17 protein-coding genes and 1 riboswitch are annotated in these 16,230 nt (G+C 56.6%); of the genes, 4 read left to right on the forward strand and 13 right to left on the reverse strand.

Annotated elements, in window-relative coordinates; genetic code table 11:
* Window positions 1-95 precede the first annotated feature (95 nt).
* From C8N30_RS03790 to C8N30_RS03800, 3 genes are read left to right on the forward strand one after another with little or no spacing between them, the layout of a single operon-like run.
* On the forward strand, window positions 96-1,259 hold the full coding sequence (locus C8N30_RS03790) for a serine hydrolase domain-containing protein (RefSeq protein WP_025063168.1): 1,164 nt from the start codon (window positions 96-98) through the stop codon (window positions 1,257-1,259).
* A gap of 10 nt (window positions 1,260-1,269) precedes the next feature.
* Complete coding sequence (locus C8N30_RS03795; RefSeq protein WP_025063169.1) at window positions 1,270-1,650, forward strand: DUF2237 family protein; 381 nt, start codon at window positions 1,270-1,272, stop codon at window positions 1,648-1,650.
* Window positions 1,647-2,231 carry a DUF4893 domain-containing protein gene (locus C8N30_RS03800; protein WP_025063170.1) on the forward strand — a complete coding sequence of 195 codons (585 nt, stop codon included), beginning with the start codon at window positions 1,647-1,649 and terminating at the stop codon, window positions 2,229-2,231. The genes C8N30_RS03795 and C8N30_RS03800 overlap by 4 nt, the downstream gene beginning before the upstream one ends.
* Before the next feature lie 36 nt (window positions 2,232-2,267).
* Here the strand turns inward: C8N30_RS03800 and trpB are convergent, their stop codons facing one another.
* The 10 genes from trpB to trmB form a co-directional block, all read right to left on the reverse strand.
* Window positions 2,268-3,500 carry a tryptophan synthase subunit beta gene (gene trpB, locus C8N30_RS03805; RefSeq protein WP_025063171.1) on the reverse strand — a complete coding sequence of 411 codons (1,233 nt, stop codon included), beginning with the start codon at window positions 3,498-3,500 and terminating at the stop codon, window positions 2,268-2,270.
* A gap of 97 nt (window positions 3,501-3,597) precedes the next feature.
* Window positions 3,598-4,245 carry a phosphoribosylanthranilate isomerase gene (locus tag C8N30_RS03810; protein ID WP_025063172.1) on the reverse strand — a complete coding sequence of 216 codons (648 nt, stop codon included), beginning with the start codon at window positions 4,243-4,245 and terminating at the stop codon, window positions 3,598-3,600.
* Between the two features lie 5 nt (window positions 4,246-4,250).
* A complete protein-coding gene (locus tag C8N30_RS03815; protein ID WP_025063173.1) occupies window positions 4,251-4,601 on the reverse strand; it encodes a lipopolysaccharide assembly protein LapA domain-containing protein in 351 nt (116 codons plus the stop codon).
* A complete protein-coding gene (ihfB, locus tag C8N30_RS03820) occupies window positions 4,601-4,885 on the reverse strand; it encodes an integration host factor subunit beta (RefSeq protein ID WP_025063174.1) in 285 nt (94 codons plus the stop codon). The genes C8N30_RS03815 and ihfB overlap by 1 nt, the downstream gene beginning before the upstream one ends.
* 270 nt (window positions 4,886-5,155) lie before the next feature.
* Entirely contained in the window at window positions 5,156-6,832 is a 1,677-nt protein-coding gene (gene rpsA / locus C8N30_RS03825) for a 30S ribosomal protein S1 (RefSeq protein WP_025063175.1), read from the reverse strand.
* A 241-nt stretch (window positions 6,833-7,073) separates the two neighbouring features.
* Window positions 7,074-7,985 (reverse strand): MBL fold metallo-hydrolase, encoded by a 912-nt coding sequence (locus C8N30_RS03830; RefSeq protein ID WP_025063176.1) that lies wholly within the window; start codon window positions 7,983-7,985, stop codon window positions 7,074-7,076.
* A gap of 95 nt (window positions 7,986-8,080) precedes the next feature.
* Complete coding sequence (locus C8N30_RS03835) at window positions 8,081-8,458, reverse strand: rhodanese-like domain-containing protein (RefSeq protein ID WP_025063177.1); 378 nt, start codon at window positions 8,456-8,458, stop codon at window positions 8,081-8,083.
* 315 nt (window positions 8,459-8,773) lie between these two features.
* Window positions 8,774-9,394, reverse strand: a complete 621-nt coding sequence (locus tag C8N30_RS03840; RefSeq protein WP_025063178.1) for a (d)CMP kinase — start codon at window positions 9,392-9,394, stop codon at window positions 8,774-8,776.
* Window positions 9,387-10,736, reverse strand: coding sequence for a 3-phosphoshikimate 1-carboxyvinyltransferase (aroA, locus tag C8N30_RS03845; RefSeq protein WP_025063179.1), 1,350 nt, complete (start codon window positions 10,734-10,736; stop codon window positions 9,387-9,389). Before aroA ends, C8N30_RS03840 begins: the two co-directional genes overlap by 8 nt.
* A 131-nt stretch (window positions 10,737-10,867) precedes the next feature.
* Window positions 10,868-11,569, reverse strand: a complete 702-nt coding sequence (gene trmB / locus C8N30_RS03850; protein WP_025063180.1) for a tRNA (guanine(46)-N(7))-methyltransferase TrmB — start codon at window positions 11,567-11,569, stop codon at window positions 10,868-10,870.
* 109 nt (window positions 11,570-11,678) lie between these two features.
* Here trmB and C8N30_RS03855 point away from each other — a divergent pair, with 109 nt between their 5' ends.
* On the forward strand, window positions 11,679-12,515 hold the full coding sequence (locus tag C8N30_RS03855; protein ID WP_025063181.1) for a response regulator: 837 nt from the start codon (window positions 11,679-11,681) through the stop codon (window positions 12,513-12,515).
* Between the two features lie 24 nt (window positions 12,516-12,539).
* Here C8N30_RS03855 and metK read toward each other — a convergent pair whose 3' ends face one another.
* The 3 genes from metK to C8N30_RS03870 form a co-directional block, all read right to left on the reverse strand.
* Complete coding sequence (metK, locus tag C8N30_RS03860; RefSeq protein ID WP_025063182.1) at window positions 12,540-13,721, reverse strand: methionine adenosyltransferase; 1,182 nt, start codon at window positions 13,719-13,721, stop codon at window positions 12,540-12,542.
* A 5-nt stretch (window positions 13,722-13,726) separates the two neighbouring features.
* Window positions 13,727-13,775, reverse strand: a riboswitch (SAM-SAH riboswitch).
* Window positions 13,776-13,813: 38 nt separating this feature from the next.
* Complete coding sequence (gene lnt / locus C8N30_RS03865) at window positions 13,814-15,295, reverse strand: apolipoprotein N-acyltransferase (RefSeq protein WP_037967981.1); 1,482 nt, start codon at window positions 15,293-15,295, stop codon at window positions 13,814-13,816.
* Window positions 15,292-16,200 (reverse strand): hemolysin family protein, encoded by a 909-nt coding sequence (locus C8N30_RS03870; RefSeq protein WP_025063184.1) that lies wholly within the window; start codon window positions 16,198-16,200, stop codon window positions 15,292-15,294. Before C8N30_RS03870 ends, lnt begins: the two co-directional genes overlap by 4 nt.
* Window positions 16,201-16,230: the final 30 nt, after the last annotated feature.

A 16,230-nucleotide genomic window follows, 5' to 3' on the forward strand; every position in this document is an offset into this window, starting at 1 on the left:
AAATTGCGTTACCGCGCGGCATTAGCAAGACCTTTTGCTGGCTTGCGCGCCGCGTGCATGGTTGAGTACGAAAAACTGCAAAAGGAGCCTTGGGCATGCGCGTATTCGGTAAATGGGTTCTCCGCATTTTTGTGGTGTTCGTCCTCGCAGTGGTGGTGGTCGGACTATGGCAGCGGGAAAAAATTACCCGGCTTCTTGCCGTAAATTCGCTCTTCTCTGAAGAGAAAATTGTAAACAATTTTTCCCATATGGACGCTGCTTTTCTGACAACGCCGGTAGGGCGCGGCAACGGTGCAACAGCCGAGCTTGTTTATGGTGCTGATGCCACCCTGCCCGTCGATGTAGCCCCGTGGATCGTGGCACGCGACGTGACCGCCCTCGTAGTTCTGAAAGACGGCGAGATTGTCCACGAGAGCTACTACAAAGGCACCGCACCCGAGGATCTACGCATCTCGTGGTCGGTCGCAAAAAGCTATCTTTCGGCACTTGTGGGTGTGTTGCTTGCGGAAGGAACCATCGCGTCAATAGATGATCCCGTGGTGAAATATGCGCCGGCCCTTGAAGGCGGCGCATATGACGGGGCGAGCATCCGCAATGTTCTGAACATGGCCAGTGGCGTTACCTTCAATGAAGATTACCTTGATCAAAGTTCCGATATTAACCGCATGGGCCGGGTGCTGGCCCTTGGTGGAAGCATGGATAACTTCGCGGCGAGCTTGGCCGAGACCTTTGGTCCGGCAGGTGCGCAATGGCAGTATGTGTCGATTGATACCCATGTCTTGTCGATGGTGGTGCGCGGCGCTGCCAAGCAGCCGATAGCTGAGCTTTTGAGCGAAAAAATCATTATTCCGATGGGGCTTGAGCGCGAACCCTACTACCTGACAGATGGATACGGCACAGCCTTTGTACTGGGCGGGTTGAACCTGACCACGCGAGACTATGCGCGCATGGGGCAGATGTTTCTGCAATATGGTCAATATAACGGCACTCAAATTGTCCCGCAGGATTGGGTTGTAGCCTCAACAACGCCCTCCGCACCGACAGCGGCGGGCGAGATTGGATATGGCTATCAGTGGTGGATCCCGCAGGGCGCAGTTGAGGGGGAATTCATGGCGCGGGGCATTTATGGCCAATATGTTTACATAAATCGCGCACGCGGCGTTGTGATTGCAACCAATGCCGCAGATCGGAACTTTCGCGCGCAGGGCGTATCGGAGCAAAACATATCGATCTTCCGAGAGATCGCCAATAACATCTGAGGAGAAGCTGATGGAACCAGACGAAAGCATCAATGTCGAAGGCGGCACTTTAGCTCTGTGCGGCACAGATCCCGTGACCGGATTTTACCGTGACGGATATTGTAATACCTGTGCTGCAGATCAAGGCAGCCATACGGTTTGCGCAGTCATGACGGCAGAGTTTCTGGCCTTTTCCAAATATGTTGGCAATGATTTGTCGACGCCTCAGCCCGCTTACGGGTTCAAAGGGCTAAACCCGGGAGATCCGTGGTGCCTGTGCGCAGGGCGCTTTATGCAGGCCGCCGAGGAAGGCTGTGGCCCGCGTGTCCATCTTGCTGCTACGCATATGCGGGCGCTGGAGGTGGTGCCCCTCGATGTGCTGCGCCGCCACTCTATCACGGGCGAAACATGACAAGGGCTGCACTCCTCGTTGCACTGGCTGCAACGCTCCTAGCTGGCTCGGGCATGGCGCAGCAAATCCGGCCCCAAGAGCAGACACGTCTGGACCGGTTCGAACGACTGGCGGGCACTGCGCTGCTCGGAGCTATGGCGCAGGGAGAGGCGGCAGATGTTGCCGCCCTGACGGCAGCATTGGGTGGCGTCCCGCAGGTGGCTTTTGATCCCGCATTACAGGGGGAGTGGAATTGCAGAACCATGAAATTGGGCGGGCTGACGGCCCTCACAGTCTATAGCAATTTCAAATGCCGCATGGCACTTGATCTAACAGGCGTTATTTTCGAAAAGCTGTCTGGCTCGCAGCGCACCTCAGGCAGAATAGAGATGCGCGACGGGCGCGCAGTTTATCTGGGCGTCGGTTATGTAGCGTCCGAGACCCCGCAAACATACGGTGATCTGGCCCCAGATTTCGAAGGCAACGGGGCAATCACACCCGATGTCGCTGTTTTCGAGCGGGTGTCACCAAACCGTGCACGGCTGCTGTTTCCCGCGCCTGTCAATGAGAGTGACTTCGATATTCTCGAGCTGACCCGTTAGGGGCCAGCCCGGCGTTTCAATTTCCGGAATTAGAGATCAGGCAAATTCGCCCATTTCGAAATCCAGAGCACGGGCGACAGTGAAGATGTCTTTGTCGCCACGACCGCACATGTTCATCACCAGCAGATGATCCTTGGGCAACGTGGGTGCAATTTTGATAACATGGGCAAGGGCATGCGACGGCTCTAGTGCCGGAATGATCCCTTCCAATTCACAGCATTTCTGAAACGCTGCCAACGCCTCTACATCGGTGATCGAGACATACTTGGCGCGGCCAATGTCGTGCAACCATGCATGCTCGGGCCCGATGCCCGGATAGTCGAGACCGGCCGAGATCGAGAACCCTTCAAGGATCTGGCCATCATCGTCTTGCAACAGATAGGTGCGGTTGCCATGCAGAACGCCGGGCCTGCCGCCGGTGAGAGAGGCACAATGCTCCATCTTGGCATTCACACCCTTACCACCCGCTTCGACGCCGATGATGTTCACTTCTTTGTCGTCAAGGAATGGATAAAAAAGGCCCATCGCGTTGGAGCCACCGCCAATTGCAGCAATCAGAGTATCAGGCAGACGGCCTTCGGCCTTCTCCATCTGTGTGCGTACTTCCTTGCCGATGATAGACTGAAAATCGCGAACCATTGCCGGATACGGGTGCGGCCCGGCTACGGTACCGATACAATAGAATGTATCACGCACGTTGGTAACCCAATCGCGCAACGCGTCGTTCATCGCATCTTTGAGCGTGCCACGGCCTGATGTAACGGGAATGATCTCTGCACCCAAAAGGCGCATGCGGAACACGTTTGGCGCCTGACGCTCGACATCATGGGCGCCCATATAAACAACGCACTTCAACCCGAACTTTGCGCAGACAGTTGCAGTGGCCACTCCGTGCTGACCCGCCCCCGTCTCTGCGATGATCCGCTTTTTGCCCATGCGGCGAGCAAGGATGATCTGGCCCAGCACATTGTTGATCTTGTGAGCACCAGTATGGTTCAACTCGTCGCGCTTCATATAGATTTTAGCACCGCCAAGTTCTTCTGTCATACGCGAGGCGTAGTAAAGCGGGCTGGGGCGGCCTACGTAATGCTCCCAAAGATCGTCCATCTCGGCCCAAAAAGTCGGATCGGTCTTTGCAATATCATACTGGTCCTGAAGTTCGAGGATCAGCGGCATCAACGTCTCGGAGACGAAGCGCCCGCCATATTGACCAAAGCGGCCGTTCTCGTCCGGGCCATTCATAAAACTGTTGAAGAGATCTTCTGCCATGGGTCCATCTGCCTTTCGGATAATATGTTATGCCCAGCAGTACCGCCCGCTCACCCAATGGTAAAGAAGCCAAAGACGCGCATCGGATGCAAACCTATCAGGCTTCGAGCGCTGCTTTAACCAAAGCATGGATAAGGGCAGCATCCTTGACGCCCGATGTGCTCTCCACACCGGAAGACACGTCTAGCTGACGTGCGCCCGTGCGCGCGATTGCCTCAGCCACATTGTTCGGCGTGAGACCACCGGCTAACATCCACGGGCAGCGCCATACGCGGCCTTGCAAAAGTGTCCAGTCAAAGGCCAGACCATTGCCACCCGGCAAGTCCGCACCCTTAGGCGGCTTTGCGTCCACCAAAATCTGGTCAGCAACGCCTGAATAGGCGTCAAGTTGGGCCAAGTCGCCCCGCTCCCCCACACCAATTGCCTTCATCACCGGCAAGCCATAGCGTGCCTTCACCTCGGCCACCCGCGCCACCGTTTCGGATCCGTGAAGCTGAAGCATATCGAGTGGCACAGCGGCAACGAGAGCGTCGAGCATCGCATTATCCGCGTTAACCGTAAGCGCAACTTTACACAGGCCCGCAGGCACGTGAGACGCAAGAACCGCTGCCTCGCTAACGTCTAAATGACGTGGTGACTTGGGAAAAAATACGAACCCCACATAGCGCGCACCTGCCTCTGCCGCGGCAACGACATCCGCAGACGCGCGTAGTCCACAAATTTTTACGGCAACATCAGCGGGCATCAGACCTAACTGGCTTGATCAAGAAGGGTCAAAACTTCGTCTTTGCCTTCATTTTTTTCGGCACGCAACTTAGCCAATTCGCGCTGGAGGCGGCGCATTTCGCGTGCTTGTTTTGCTGCTTCCGCCCGCTCGCCATATTCACGAACCCACTCCCAAACAAATCCGACCATCAGACCTGCAAGGATGCTGCCGAGGATAACCACGAATAGCGGAAGCTCGATGGATGGATTTACCGCAAACAGGCCCGACACCTCGACAGGCAACACCTGAAGGGTCACGATGCCGCGGTTTGCGAGAGCAACAGAAATGAGGGCCACTGCGAAGGTGGCGATACAGAGGTAGCGGACGTAGCGCATTAACTTTTCCCGTTTAGCCGGTCACGAAGAAGTTTGCCGGTCTTAAAGAACGGTACATGTTTCTCTTCGACATGAACAGTCTCACCTGTCCGAGGATTGCGCCCCACACGGGCATCGCGCTTCTTCACAGAGAAGGCGCCAAAGCCGCGCAGCTCGACCCGATCGCCTTTGGACATCGCCGCTGTGATCTCATCGAATATAGTATTCACGATCCGTTCGACATCCCGCTGGTACAAATGTGGGTTATCGTCCGCGATCTTTTGGATCAATTCTGATCGGATCATCTCAATCTCCCTCGCGTGATTTTGCGTCATTATGTCGCCACTATAGGAACATTACCCAGCTGCGAAAAGTGACTGTAACGCCTAAATTACGCATTTTACTGCATCAAAAAGGCGAAAGACGAGAAAAGCTTACAACCACAGGGAGAGATTGGCGATATTTCAACAGAATCGCCCGAAAGCCAATATTTCCTATGAGCCTGATTCGCACAAAAAACCCCGCGCATTTCTGCGCGGGGTTCAATATCCTAGCAAAGCCGGAGCCTTAGGATTTTAGTCGTTGGATGGCTTGAGTGCCGCACCAAGGATATCGCCCAAGGACGCACCGGAGTCCGAGGAACCGTACTGCTCGACGGCCTCTTTCTCTTCTGCAATCTCACGTGCTTTGATCGAGACGCCAAGGCGGTGTGCTTTTGCGTCGACATTGGTGATACGCACATCAACCTTGTCGCCAACCGAGAAACGCTCTGGGCGCTGCTCTGCACGGTCACGCGACAGATCGGAGCGACGGATGAAGGCTTTCATGCCCTCATATTCGACTTCGATCCCACCGTCTTCGATGGAGGTCACAGCCACAGTCACAACGGAACCGCGCTTCACGCCGCCCACTGCTTCCGCGAACTTGTCGCCGCCGATGCCTTTGATGGAGAGCGAAATGCGCTCCTTCTCGACGTCGACTTCGGAGACAACGGCCTGAACCATGTCGCCTTTGCGGTAGTCCTGAATGGCCTCTTCGCCACGCTGGTCCCACGAGAGATCAGACAGGTGAACCATGCCGTCGATGTCGCCCGGCAGACCAACAAACAGACCGAATTCGGTGATGTTTTTGACTTCGCCTTCAACTTCGGTACCTTCAGGGTGTGTTTCTGCAAACACTTCCCATGGGTTGCGCATGGTCTGCTTGAGACCAAGGGAAACGCGACGCTTGGCGCCATCGATTTCCAGAACCATGACTTCGACTTCCTGAGACGTAGACACGATCTTGCCGGGGTGTACGTTCTTCTTGGTCCAAGACATCTCAGACACGTGAACGAGGCCTTCAACACCTGGCTCCAGCTCAACAAAGGCGCCGTAATCGGTGATATTGGTCACGCGGCCTGTGTGGCTCGACTCAAGTGGGTATTTCGCAGCAACGAGATCCCATGGATCTTCTTGCAGCTGCTTCATACCGAGGGAGATACGGTGTGTATCTTTGTTGATCTTGATGACCTGAACTTTGATCGTCTCGCCGATGGCAAGGATCTCGGAAGGGTGGTTCACACGGCGCCATGCCATGTCTGTCACGTGCAACAAGCCATCTACGCCACCAAGGTCCACAAACGCACCGTATTCGGTGATGTTCTTGACCACGCCGTCAACTTCCTGACCTTCGGTGAGGTTGCCAATAACTTCGGCACGCTGTTCGGCACGGGATTCTTCGAGGATCGCACGACGCGAGACAACGATGTTACCACGGCGACGGTCCATTTTGAGAACCTGGAACGGCTGCTTGAGACCCATGAGTGGGCCTGCGTCGCGCACGGGACGCACATCGACCTGAGAGCCGGGCAGGAACGCAACAGCGCCGCCCAGATCAACAGTAAAGCCACCTTTGACACGACCAAAGATCGCACCTTCAACACGCTCTTCGGAAGCGTAGGCCTTCTCGAGACGATCCCATGCTTCCTCACGGCGCGCCATCTCGCGGGAGATAACAGCTTCGCCACGGGAGTTTTCGACCTGACGAAGGAATACTTCGACTTCATCGCCAACTTCAACTTTGGGTTGCTCGCCTGGTTCGGCAAATTCTTTAAGCTCGACGCGGCCTTCCATCTTGTAGCCTACGTCGATAATGGCTTGGCCCGCTTCAATCGCGATAACCTTACCTTTGACAACAGAACCCTCTTCGGGCGTGTCCATTTCGAAGCTTTCGTTCAAAAGTGCTTCAAACTCGTCCATCGTATTTGCCATGTGGCGTATAGTATCCTTTGGTATGTTGTGTCTGGCCGCGCGGTTGTCTCCGCCGGTCTGGGGTGAAAATTGGACCTCGGGGTTTATGGAACCGGCTGAAATAAACAAAGAGGGCCGGAAGACTCCGACCCTGCCCAATTTATTTCGTCCGGTGCGTGTATCCGCCCCTTAGACAATCGCGCGTATAGGCTAATTGCCCATAAGGCGCAAGAGGGTCCCGCCCCACCTGCGCCCCCATGGCTTAGATCAGCTGATAGCTGTGCGGCACATAGCGGTATCCACCTTCGCCACGTGTCTCGATGAAGCCCATACCGGGGAACGGCATATGGTAGCCTACGAGAGGGAAGCGATCGGCGCTTGCCATATCCATTATTTTTTTGCGGGTTGCCGCTGCAGCAGCTTTATCCATGTCGAATTTGACCTCCCACTCGGGATAAGCCACGGACCAAACATAATGGTTTGCTACATCTGCCATTAAAAGCAACTGCTTGCCACCGCTCTCGAGCATATAGGCAAGGTGACCGGGCGTGTGGCCGAAACTTTCAACCGAAGTAATGCCGCTACGCACATCGTTGCCGGCATCAAGGAAGGTAAACTTTTCCGCCAGCGGGCGCACTTTTGCCTCGAAACCTTCGTTGTCTTGCGTGGCCCATGCGTCAAACTCGACCTGCCCTGTTACGTAGGCAGCGTTTGCAAATGTCTCGGTCCCGGCATCGTCGGTTAGACCGCCGATGTGATCACCATGCATGTGTGTAATGACCACATGGGTGATGTCGGTAGATTTATATCCCGCCGCTTCGAGGGCTTTCGTCGTACCCGCAGCATTCAGACCTGTGTCGAAAAGGATAATATCGCTACCTGTATTCACGACCGTCGGCGTAAAGAAAAACTGGGCCGCGTCAGTGCCGATGAAGTTAGCGGCGCTGACTTCGCTAAATGTATCATGATCCACATTCAGGCCAAAAATCTCGTGCGGGTTTTCAACACTGCGGCTACCGACCAGCAGTGTGGTTACACGAAAGTCACCGAGCGTAAAATCACGGTGCGTCGGCATGGATGTCGCAGTATGATCCGCAGCAGACAGCAACGAGGGAGCAGCAGCGAGCGGGAGGGCAGCGCCCGAAAGAAGCGTTTGGCGGCGGGTAAGTTTCATCTAATTTACCTTTCTTAAAGATGTGAAAGGAAAGTTAGCGTCCCGAAACGGCACGACAACCCACAACTCCGTGAGATGTCGCGCCGCTTGGTTTATCAAGCTTCTGTCGGACCACCCGCGTCTTTCCAGCCCGGAAATCCGCCAATGTTGGTGACATTTTCATATCCCATATCTTTCAGCGTTTTACCGGCCAGAGCCGCCTGCCCGCCCGCGCCACAGACCAGATAAATCTCGGCGTCTTTCTGGAACGTAGCATCATACAACGCCTCCACCGCAGGATCAGCGCGGAATTCTATCATGCCGCGAGGTACGCGGTGCGCACCCTTGATGGTTCCGCTTTTTGCAATATCGGCGCTATCGCGCACATCAATGAATACACCCTTACCCGTTGCATGTTTGGCAATCGCATCTTTTGCGTCCATTTTCGGCACATCTTCGTTTGCGGAATCCAAATAGTCTTTGGCGGTTTTCATAGTTTTCTCCTTGTGAAGTTCACTTAGAAATAAATTGGAGCCTATTCGCCAAATCACAAGTGGCACCCCCAGACAAAAGTGCCTTGTCCATTTTGCACAAAGCCCCGAACGACTTGGGGTAGGCAGCATACAGATCGCGGCTGCCGGCGACCCCTACCCGGCCAGAGTGAGGCTGACCTTAGCCCAACTCGGTATTCACTTATTCAATCGCTGTTCTGATCAGTTCAGGCCTCCAGCACACTTGTGGTAAACTCGTAAAGTTATCTGAAAAAATGACCCTTTGGGTGAATGCATCCAACCCTAACCGAAACAGGGTCAGGCCGTACCTCGAACAGCATTCACAGCAGCAACTGCTGCGGCAACTGCCTGCTCGATACTCAGACGCGACGTGTCGATGATGGTGGCATCATCGGCAGGCCTGAGCGGAGCATGAGCGCGCTCCATGTCGCGGGCATCACGGGCCTTAACATCCGCAAGAACTTGCTCGATACTATCAGTGATGCCGCGCCCCGACAACTCGGAGAACCGGCGCTGTGCGCGCACCTCGGCACTCGCAGTCACAAACAGTTTCACGTGCGCTTCAGGGCAAATGACCGTGCCGATGTCGCGCCCGTCCAGCACGGCACCGCCTGCCCGCGCGGCAAATCCCCGCTGGAAGTCAAGCAACGCGGCACGCACTTGCGGGATGACGGCAACCTGACTTGCTGCCTGCGCCACAGCTGGCGTGCGCAAGGAATCATTTTCCAAATCATCGGCTACAAGCATCTGCGCTGCTTGTGCGGCATCCATGCCTGCCAAAACCTTGGCCCCCACCGCACGGTACAACAGCCCAGTATCCAAATGGGAAAAGCCGAAATGCGCTGCAACCGCCTTCGACACCGTGCCCTTGCCGGCCGCTGCGGGCCCGTCGATTGCAACCGTAAAACCGTCAGACATCGCGGCTGACCTGCGCCCCGAGTGCCGTCATAAGTGGCTCGAATATCGGGAAGGACGTGGCGATAGGTCCGCCGTCATCAACGCGCACGGGCGCATTCGCAGCCATGCCCATTATCAAAAACGACATGGCGATCCGGTGATCGAGCTGGCTGGCACAAAGCCCGCCGCCCGCCACCTTACCATGGCCCGCGCCGGTAACCGTCCACCAGTCCTCGCCCTCGTCAACCACGATACCATTGGCGCGCAGACCCTTTGCCATGGCATCAATCCGGTCGCTCTCCTTAACCCGCAACTCGCGCACACCGCGCATCACCGTCTGACCGCTTGCAAATGCGGCAATCACACTCAAAACGGGATACTCGTCTATCATACTGGCCGCACGCGCGGGCGGGACCTCGATCCCGATCAAATCGGGAGAGAATCGCGCACGCAGGTCTGCCACAGGCTCGCCCCCCTCCACACGCTCGTTCTCATAGGTGAGGTCCGCGCCCATCTCCCGCAAGGTGGTAAACAAACCCGCCCGCGTTGGGTTCAGTCCGATTCCTGGTACCAGCACATCCGAGCCCGGTACGATCAACGCCGCACACACGGGAAATGCGGCCGAGGACGGATCACGCGGCACCTCGATATGCTGTGCGACCAGTTCCGGCTGACCCGTCAGCGTGATCTCGCGGCCCTCCTCTGTCTCGACAACAGACACTTCTGCACCAAAGCCCTGCAACATCCGCTCCGTGTGGTCGCGTGTTGCTTCCTTTTCAATCACCACGGTCTGGCCCGGTGCATTCAGCCCTGCCAACAACACCGCCGATTTCACCTGCGCAGAAGGTACCGGCACCACATAGCGAACGGGCACAGGGGTGCGCGCGCCCACCAGCGTCATCGGCAACCGCCCCTTTGAGCGGCCGACCGTCTGACAGCCAAAGAGTGCCAGTGGATCAGTGACCCGCGCCATTGGGCGACCGTTCAAACTCGCATCGCCCGAAAAAGTAGCTGTGATAGGCTGGGTCGCCATCGCTCCCATGATAAGGCGCACACCAGTGCCGGAATTCCCGCAATCAATCACACCATCCGGCTCGGCAAATCCGCCGACACCCACACCGCGCACCGACCATTTGCCCTCTCCATGGTCGGTAACCTGCGCCCCGAACGCGCGCATCGCTTTTGCGGTGTCAAGCACGTCCTGACCCTCCAGCAATCCGGTAATTGTAGTCTCTCCCACGCACATAGCACCCAATATGAGCGAGCGGTGCGAGATCGATTTGTCACCGGGCACATCGGCCACGCCCCGCAGCGGCCCACAGGCGGTCGACGTCATTGGAATTGGATCACCGTGGCCAGACATGCGCATATCCTTGCTTGAAAACTCTACGAGCGTTCTAGACCAGCACGCATACGCCGTCCATGCAATGCCCGGTTTTCACTGTTCTAAAAATTCCTCGGGACGCGAGGGGTCGGCCACGTGTTCAGCAGTGGTCAAACCCGCCGGAACGTAAGGTAATGCGGAACCCGCCCCTCGCGCAGCGCCTTTTGTTCATAGCGCGTCGAGATCCAGTCGCTCCATGGTTTGCGCCAATCCGATGGACCCTCGGCCAGCCATTCAAAACCGTAGCGCGGAACTTCTTCCAAAGTCTGGCGCACATAATCCTCGATATCAGTCGCCACCCGAAAAATTGCACCAGGTTTCAAGACGCTATGCAGTGGCACCAGATGCTCCTCGGTCACAAAACGGCGGCGGTGGTGGCGGGTTTTTGGCCATGGATCGGGGTAGAGCAGGAAAGCACGCGAAATGCTGCGTTCAGGCAGCACATCAAACATATCTCGCACATCCCCGGGGTGTACTTTGACATTATCCACACCCGCCTTGCGGATTTTGCCCAAAAGCATGGCAACGCCGTTCACGTATGGCTCCGCGCCGATGATACCGGTGTCGGGATTTGTCGCGGCCTGATGAACCATGTGCTCGCCACCGCCAAAGCCGATTTCAAGCCAGACAGGTTTGCCACCGAACATCGCATCGGTATCCAGCATCTTGCGCTCGGGATTGTCTTCCCAGCTTACGGCGCCTGGCGACAGGGAAGACAGGTCCTCCTCCAGATATTCCTTCTGGGCCTGCTTGAGGTTGTGGCCCTTTAGGCGGCCATAAAAATTGCGGCGGGGTCTGACTGGCGTTTTCATGCCCGCGATGTAGCGAGGTTGGCGGGGCGCTGCAATGGTGCACGAAGTTACAGATCATTAACAGGTTACAGCGTAAAACAAATGCAACCACGACCGCTAGGAGACCCCGATGAGCCAGCATACCCGAATACTTACAAGCGCCCATCAAAAGGCGGCAACTGCTCCAGAGTTTGCAAGCATCCTGATTGTCGATGATCAGGAGTTTGACCGCACCCGCCTCAAAAAGCTTTGTCGTGGATTTGATTTCAACACCCATGTCGCAGAGGCGGACGGCATCGAGTCCCTGCGCGACAAACTCCGCAAAGACCGATTTGACCTTATTCTTCTCGATTACCACCTGAGTGACGGTACCGGATTGGAGGGGGTCGAGATCATTCGCGCCGACAAAGTGAATTGTGACGCCGCCACAGTCATGATCACAGGAACAGAACATCACGAAATTGCAATTAAGGCGTTGAAGCTGGGTTTCAGCGACTACCTCACAAAAGACGAGATTACAGCAGAAAGCTTGGGTCGCGCCGCCATAAGCGCGCTGCAAAAGTCACAATTGGCGAGGGCACTTTCAGCCCAGAACCAGCTTGGCACCCTGACAAACGAAACAGTTCAAAGTTTTTCACGCGGGTGTGCGCAGGATATCAAACCTATCGTTAGCCGCATCATGCGGCAGATGCGCGGGCTGCGCGGGTTCGAAGAAATTGATGTGAAGGACGCAGTCACCCAAATTGAACAGGTGGAAGCCTCTCTGCGCAGGCTCTGGGCCTTTTTGGACGATCTGGATCTTTTGGGTGGCCCTGCAAGCGCGCATGGACCTACGGTTCCCGCCATGCGGGGGAGTGACATACCTGCAACAGCAAGTATTAACGCGAGAGTTCCCTCCGTCAGACCCCAAAAACCTGCGCATCCAGTGCGAAAGTCACCCTCGATTTTCCGGCGTAGGCCTGACTAAAGGCCTACGCCGGAATATTATTGATCAAACAGCCGATCTAAGCTTTGCCGCCAGATCGGTATTTTCCCAACTAAAGCCACCATCCGCGTCGGGCGCACGGCCAAAGTGGCCATAAGCGGCAGTGCGCTGGTAGATTGGCTTGTTAAGCTGCAAATGCTCGCGAATCCCGCGGGGGGTCAGGTCCATCGCTTGAGAAATTGCACGCTCTATCGCTTCCGGATCAACTTCACCGGTGCCGAAGGTGTCACAATAGATCGACAACGGCTTACTCACCCCGATCGCATAGCTAAGCTGGATCGTGCATTTGGACGCCAGCCCTGCCGCGACCACGTTTTTTGCCAGATAGCGCGCAGCATAGGCCGCAGACCGGTCTACTTTTGTCGGGTCTTTACCCGAAAACGCACCGCCGCCATGAGGTGCCGCGCCACCGTAAGTGTCCACGATAATCTTGCGTCCCGTCAGGCCCGCATCTCCGTCTGGACCGCCGATGACAAAAGTGCCCGTGGGGTTCACCCACCACTCGGTGTCAGCCGAGATCCATCCTTCGGGCAACACTTCGCGGATATAAGGCTCGACAATATCGCGGATGTCGGCACTGGTCTGGGTCTCCAGCGCATGCTGCGTGCTTAGCACAATGGAGGTCACGCCGACCGGCTTGCCGTCGACATAGCGAACAGAAAGCTGTGATTTAGCGTCAGGCCGCAGTGTAGGCTCGGTCCCGTCTTTGCGTACCTCGGCAAGCCTACGCAGGATTGCATGCGCATAATGTACTGGTGCCGGCATCAACTGCTCGGTCTCGTCGGTAGCATACCCGAACATTATGCCCTGATCGCCAGCGCCTTCATCCTTGTCCGTGCGGGCATTCACACCTTGGGCGATGTGGGCGGACTGCTCGTGCAGTAGGTTGGTGATCTCTACCGTCTCGTGGTGAAACTTGTCCTGCTCGTAACCGATGTCCTTGATACAGGCACGGGCAATATCTTCGATTTTACCCATATAGCTGTGCAATTTGGCCTTGTCAGAAAGACCCACCTCACCGCCGATGACAACGCGGTTGGTGGTGGCGAAGGTTTCTGCGGCCACCCGCGCTTCGGGCTCTTCTGCGATGAATGCGTCCAGAACAGCATCGCTAATCCGGTCGCAGACTTTATCGGGGTGGCCTTCGGAAACGGATTCCGATGTGAAAACATATGACTTACGGGACATGAACGTGCTCCAATATAAAACTTGCGCCACGTCAGGAAGCCGTTGTGGTGCGTTCAGACCGGAGTAATCCGCTCTACCTAAGGGGTCAATCGCTATTGCGCCAGCGCTCGCAACCTGCCCCGAAAGCGCAACACCCCCGCAATGGCCAGCAACAACACCAAAGCAGCCCAATCTCCCGTCCTGCTATAGAAAGTCGGCATCCGCGCTTGGGGCAGGGCCGCGTCAATATACCCCGCCTGCCCTAAACCAAGACTATTGGTGAGGCGGCCATAAGGATCGATCATCGCGGAAATGCCGGTATTGGCAGCGCGCGCAACAGGCAGCCCCTGTTCGATTGCGCGCATGCGGGCCTGCGCGAGATGCTGTTGAGGACCGGCATGCGTACCGAACCACGCATCGTTGGTGGCGTGTATGATGAAATCAGGCCGCGCAGGTGCCGCGTTTACATCATGGGCAAAAACCGCCTCATAACAGATAAGCGGAAGGAAGCGCCCCAGCGGACCAAGGTCCATCAAAGCTGCACCCGGTCCCGAACTGAAGCCCGCACCGTGCTGCGGGGCAAGACCGTAGATTCCGAAACGCGCCAAAAAGTCGCCCAGAGGCATGTACTCCCCAAAGGGTACCAGATGGTGTTTATCATAAAGCTGGGTCACCTGTCCGCCACCACCGAGCAGGACCAGCGTGTTAAAGTACCGCTCGCCCTCGGTACGTTGCACGCCGAGCAAAACAGGCTTTCCGGCGGCCGCTGCGCTGATTTCCGCGAGGATTGGCTGTGCGTGGGTCAGGTTCCAGGGGATCGCCGTTTCCGGCCAAACCACGGCATCGGGCGCGCCTAGTGCAGGATCAGGTTCAGCGGCCGTAAACGCAAGCTGTCGTGCGTAGAAAATGCCGATTTTGTCCGGATCCCACTTCTCGGCCTGCGGCGCATTGGGTTGCACCAGCCGAAGCACGGTTCCTGTGAGCAGAGCGTCCGACCTCATCACCGGCACCATCAGGAGGCTGCTTATGCCGACAGCAACAAGAACGCTCCAGTATCCCCAGCGCTGCGCACTGCGCGCGATGACTACGGCAAGCGTGACCAGCACGATGTTCATACCGTGTGGCCCGAAGACCGAAAGGCCCTGCCCAAGGATGCTGTTGACGGTAGCCTGTGCAGGTGCGCCCCATGGAAAGCCGGTAAAAATGTAGGCGCGCAAAAACTCAATCGCAGGAAGGGTGACGATTAGCCAATCAATACCGCGGCCCAGCCGCCGCGCCGCCCAGAACGCCGCAGTCCAGAAAAGCGCCCCCCCGGCAGCCATCAGCACTACCGCGAATGGCGCCATCCAGCCATGCCGCGCCGCGTCCACCAGGAATGGAGAGACGATCCAGTGCAAGCAAACCGCAAAATAGCCAAAGCCAAAGGCGAACCCGAAGGCAGCCCCCTCGCGGGAATTCGAGATTTTGGCCCACAGAAAAAATGCAGCAGCCATCGCCACCAACATAACCGCTGGAAAATCGAAAGGGGCCTGTCCCAATGCCGCCACAGCACCCAACCCCGCAGGGGTTAAAAACCGCAACAGGCGTGAGCTCATAATGCCGGCGAACCGTTCATTCGCACGCGGAGGCGTTTGATGCGGCGCGGATCGGCATCCATAATCTCGAATTCGGGGCCATCGGGGTGCACGACAACTTCGCCGCGTGCAGGTACCCGGCCTGACAGCATCACCACCAGACCGCCGAGCGTGTCGATCTCTTCCTCATCCACGTCTGCATGATCAGTGAGCGATTGGCCGACCTCGTTCTCGAATTCGGAAAGTGGCGTTTTTGCAAGCGCGAGGTATTGGCCCGGCTTCTCTTCGGACCAGTAGACACCCTCATCGACATCATGCTCGTCTTCAATCTGCCCGATGACCTGTTCGATCAGATCCTCGATGGTCACCAGACCGTCAACGCCACCATATTCATCAATGACCAATGCCATATGCCGCCGCTCGGCCTGCATCTTTGTGAGCAACACACCGATAGTCATCGAAGGGGGCACAAACACCAGCGGCCGGGCCATTTCGGCCAGATTGAAATTCTTGGGCTTGCCGTTGAACCCGAACTGGAGCGCCAGATCCTTGAGGTGAGCCAAGCCCACGGGCGTATCGAGCGTTCCGTCATAGACCGGCAACCGCGTCATACCGCTTTCTTTGAATACTGCCACCAACTCGTCCAGCGTTGAGCTGATGCTAACAGCGATGATATCAGCCTTTGGTATCATCACATCGTCCACACGCATACGGCGCAGGTTGCCCATACCCGTGGTCCCACGCTCACCGCTCAACGCAGAGGGCACCGTATCACTTTGCCCGTCAGACGGGCTGAGCGCGCCAATTACGCGGCTGAAAAATCCGCCTCTGGACGCTTCTGCCTCTTCGGGCAGGGTATTATCTTCGGGGAGGGGGTGATCCTGCGCGCTTTGCGCAGCAGTAGATGGTCCGTCAGTATCGCCCATTGGGTCCTGTCTTTTAAGTAGCGGCGGCCC

The organism is Sulfitobacter guttiformis, assembly GCF_003610455.1.
GTDB lineage: Bacteria > Pseudomonadota > Alphaproteobacteria > Rhodobacterales > Rhodobacteraceae > Sulfitobacter > Sulfitobacter guttiformis.

What these genes read in the sequence shown, in the direction of transcription:
- C8N30_RS03870 (WP_025063184.1), bottom strand. Translation starts at nt 16,200, where the DNA reads ATGGGCGATACTGACGGACCATCTACTGCTGCGCAAAGCGCGCAGGAT.
- C8N30_RS03840 (WP_025063178.1), bottom strand. Translation starts at nt 9,394, where the DNA reads ATGTCTGACGGTTTTACGGTTGCAATCGACGGGCCCGCAGCGGCCGGC.
- lnt (WP_037967981.1), bottom strand. Translation starts at nt 15,295, where the DNA reads ATGAGCTCACGCCTGTTGCGGTTTTTAACCCCTGCGGGGTTGGGTGCT.
- C8N30_RS03800 (WP_025063170.1), top strand. Translation starts at nt 1,647, where the DNA reads ATGACAAGGGCTGCACTCCTCGTTGCACTGGCTGCAACGCTCCTAGCT.
- aroA (WP_025063179.1), bottom strand. Translation starts at nt 10,736, where the DNA reads ATGTCTGGCCACGGTGATCCAATTCCAATGACGTCGACCGCCTGTGGG.
- trmB (WP_025063180.1), bottom strand. Translation starts at nt 11,569, where the DNA reads ATGAAAACGCCAGTCAGACCCCGCCGCAATTTTTATGGCCGCCTAAAG.
- C8N30_RS03855 (WP_025063181.1), top strand. Translation starts at nt 11,679, where the DNA reads ATGAGCCAGCATACCCGAATACTTACAAGCGCCCATCAAAAGGCGGCA.
- rpsA (WP_025063175.1), bottom strand. Translation starts at nt 6,832, where the DNA reads ATGGCAAATACGATGGACGAGTTTGAAGCACTTTTGAACGAAAGCTTC.
- C8N30_RS03830 (WP_025063176.1), bottom strand. Translation starts at nt 7,985, where the DNA reads ATGAAACTTACCCGCCGCCAAACGCTTCTTTCGGGCGCTGCCCTCCCG.
- C8N30_RS03810 (WP_025063172.1), bottom strand. Translation starts at nt 4,245, where the DNA reads ATGCCCGCTGATGTTGCCGTAAAAATTTGTGGACTACGCGCGTCTGCG.
- metK (WP_025063182.1), bottom strand. Translation starts at nt 13,721, where the DNA reads ATGTCCCGTAAGTCATATGTTTTCACATCGGAATCCGTTTCCGAAGGC.
- C8N30_RS03835 (WP_025063177.1), bottom strand. Translation starts at nt 8,458, where the DNA reads ATGAAAACCGCCAAAGACTATTTGGATTCCGCAAACGAAGATGTGCCG.
- trpB (WP_025063171.1), bottom strand. Translation starts at nt 3,500, where the DNA reads ATGGCAGAAGATCTCTTCAACAGTTTTATGAATGGCCCGGACGAGAAC.
- C8N30_RS03795 (WP_025063169.1), top strand. Translation starts at nt 1,270, where the DNA reads ATGGAACCAGACGAAAGCATCAATGTCGAAGGCGGCACTTTAGCTCTG.
- ihfB (WP_025063174.1), bottom strand. Translation starts at nt 4,885, where the DNA reads ATGATCCGATCAGAATTGATCCAAAAGATCGCGGACGATAACCCACAT.
- C8N30_RS03790 (WP_025063168.1), top strand. Translation starts at nt 96, where the DNA reads ATGCGCGTATTCGGTAAATGGGTTCTCCGCATTTTTGTGGTGTTCGTC.
- C8N30_RS03815 (WP_025063173.1), bottom strand. Translation starts at nt 4,601, where the DNA reads ATGCGCTACGTCCGCTACCTCTGTATCGCCACCTTCGCAGTGGCCCTC.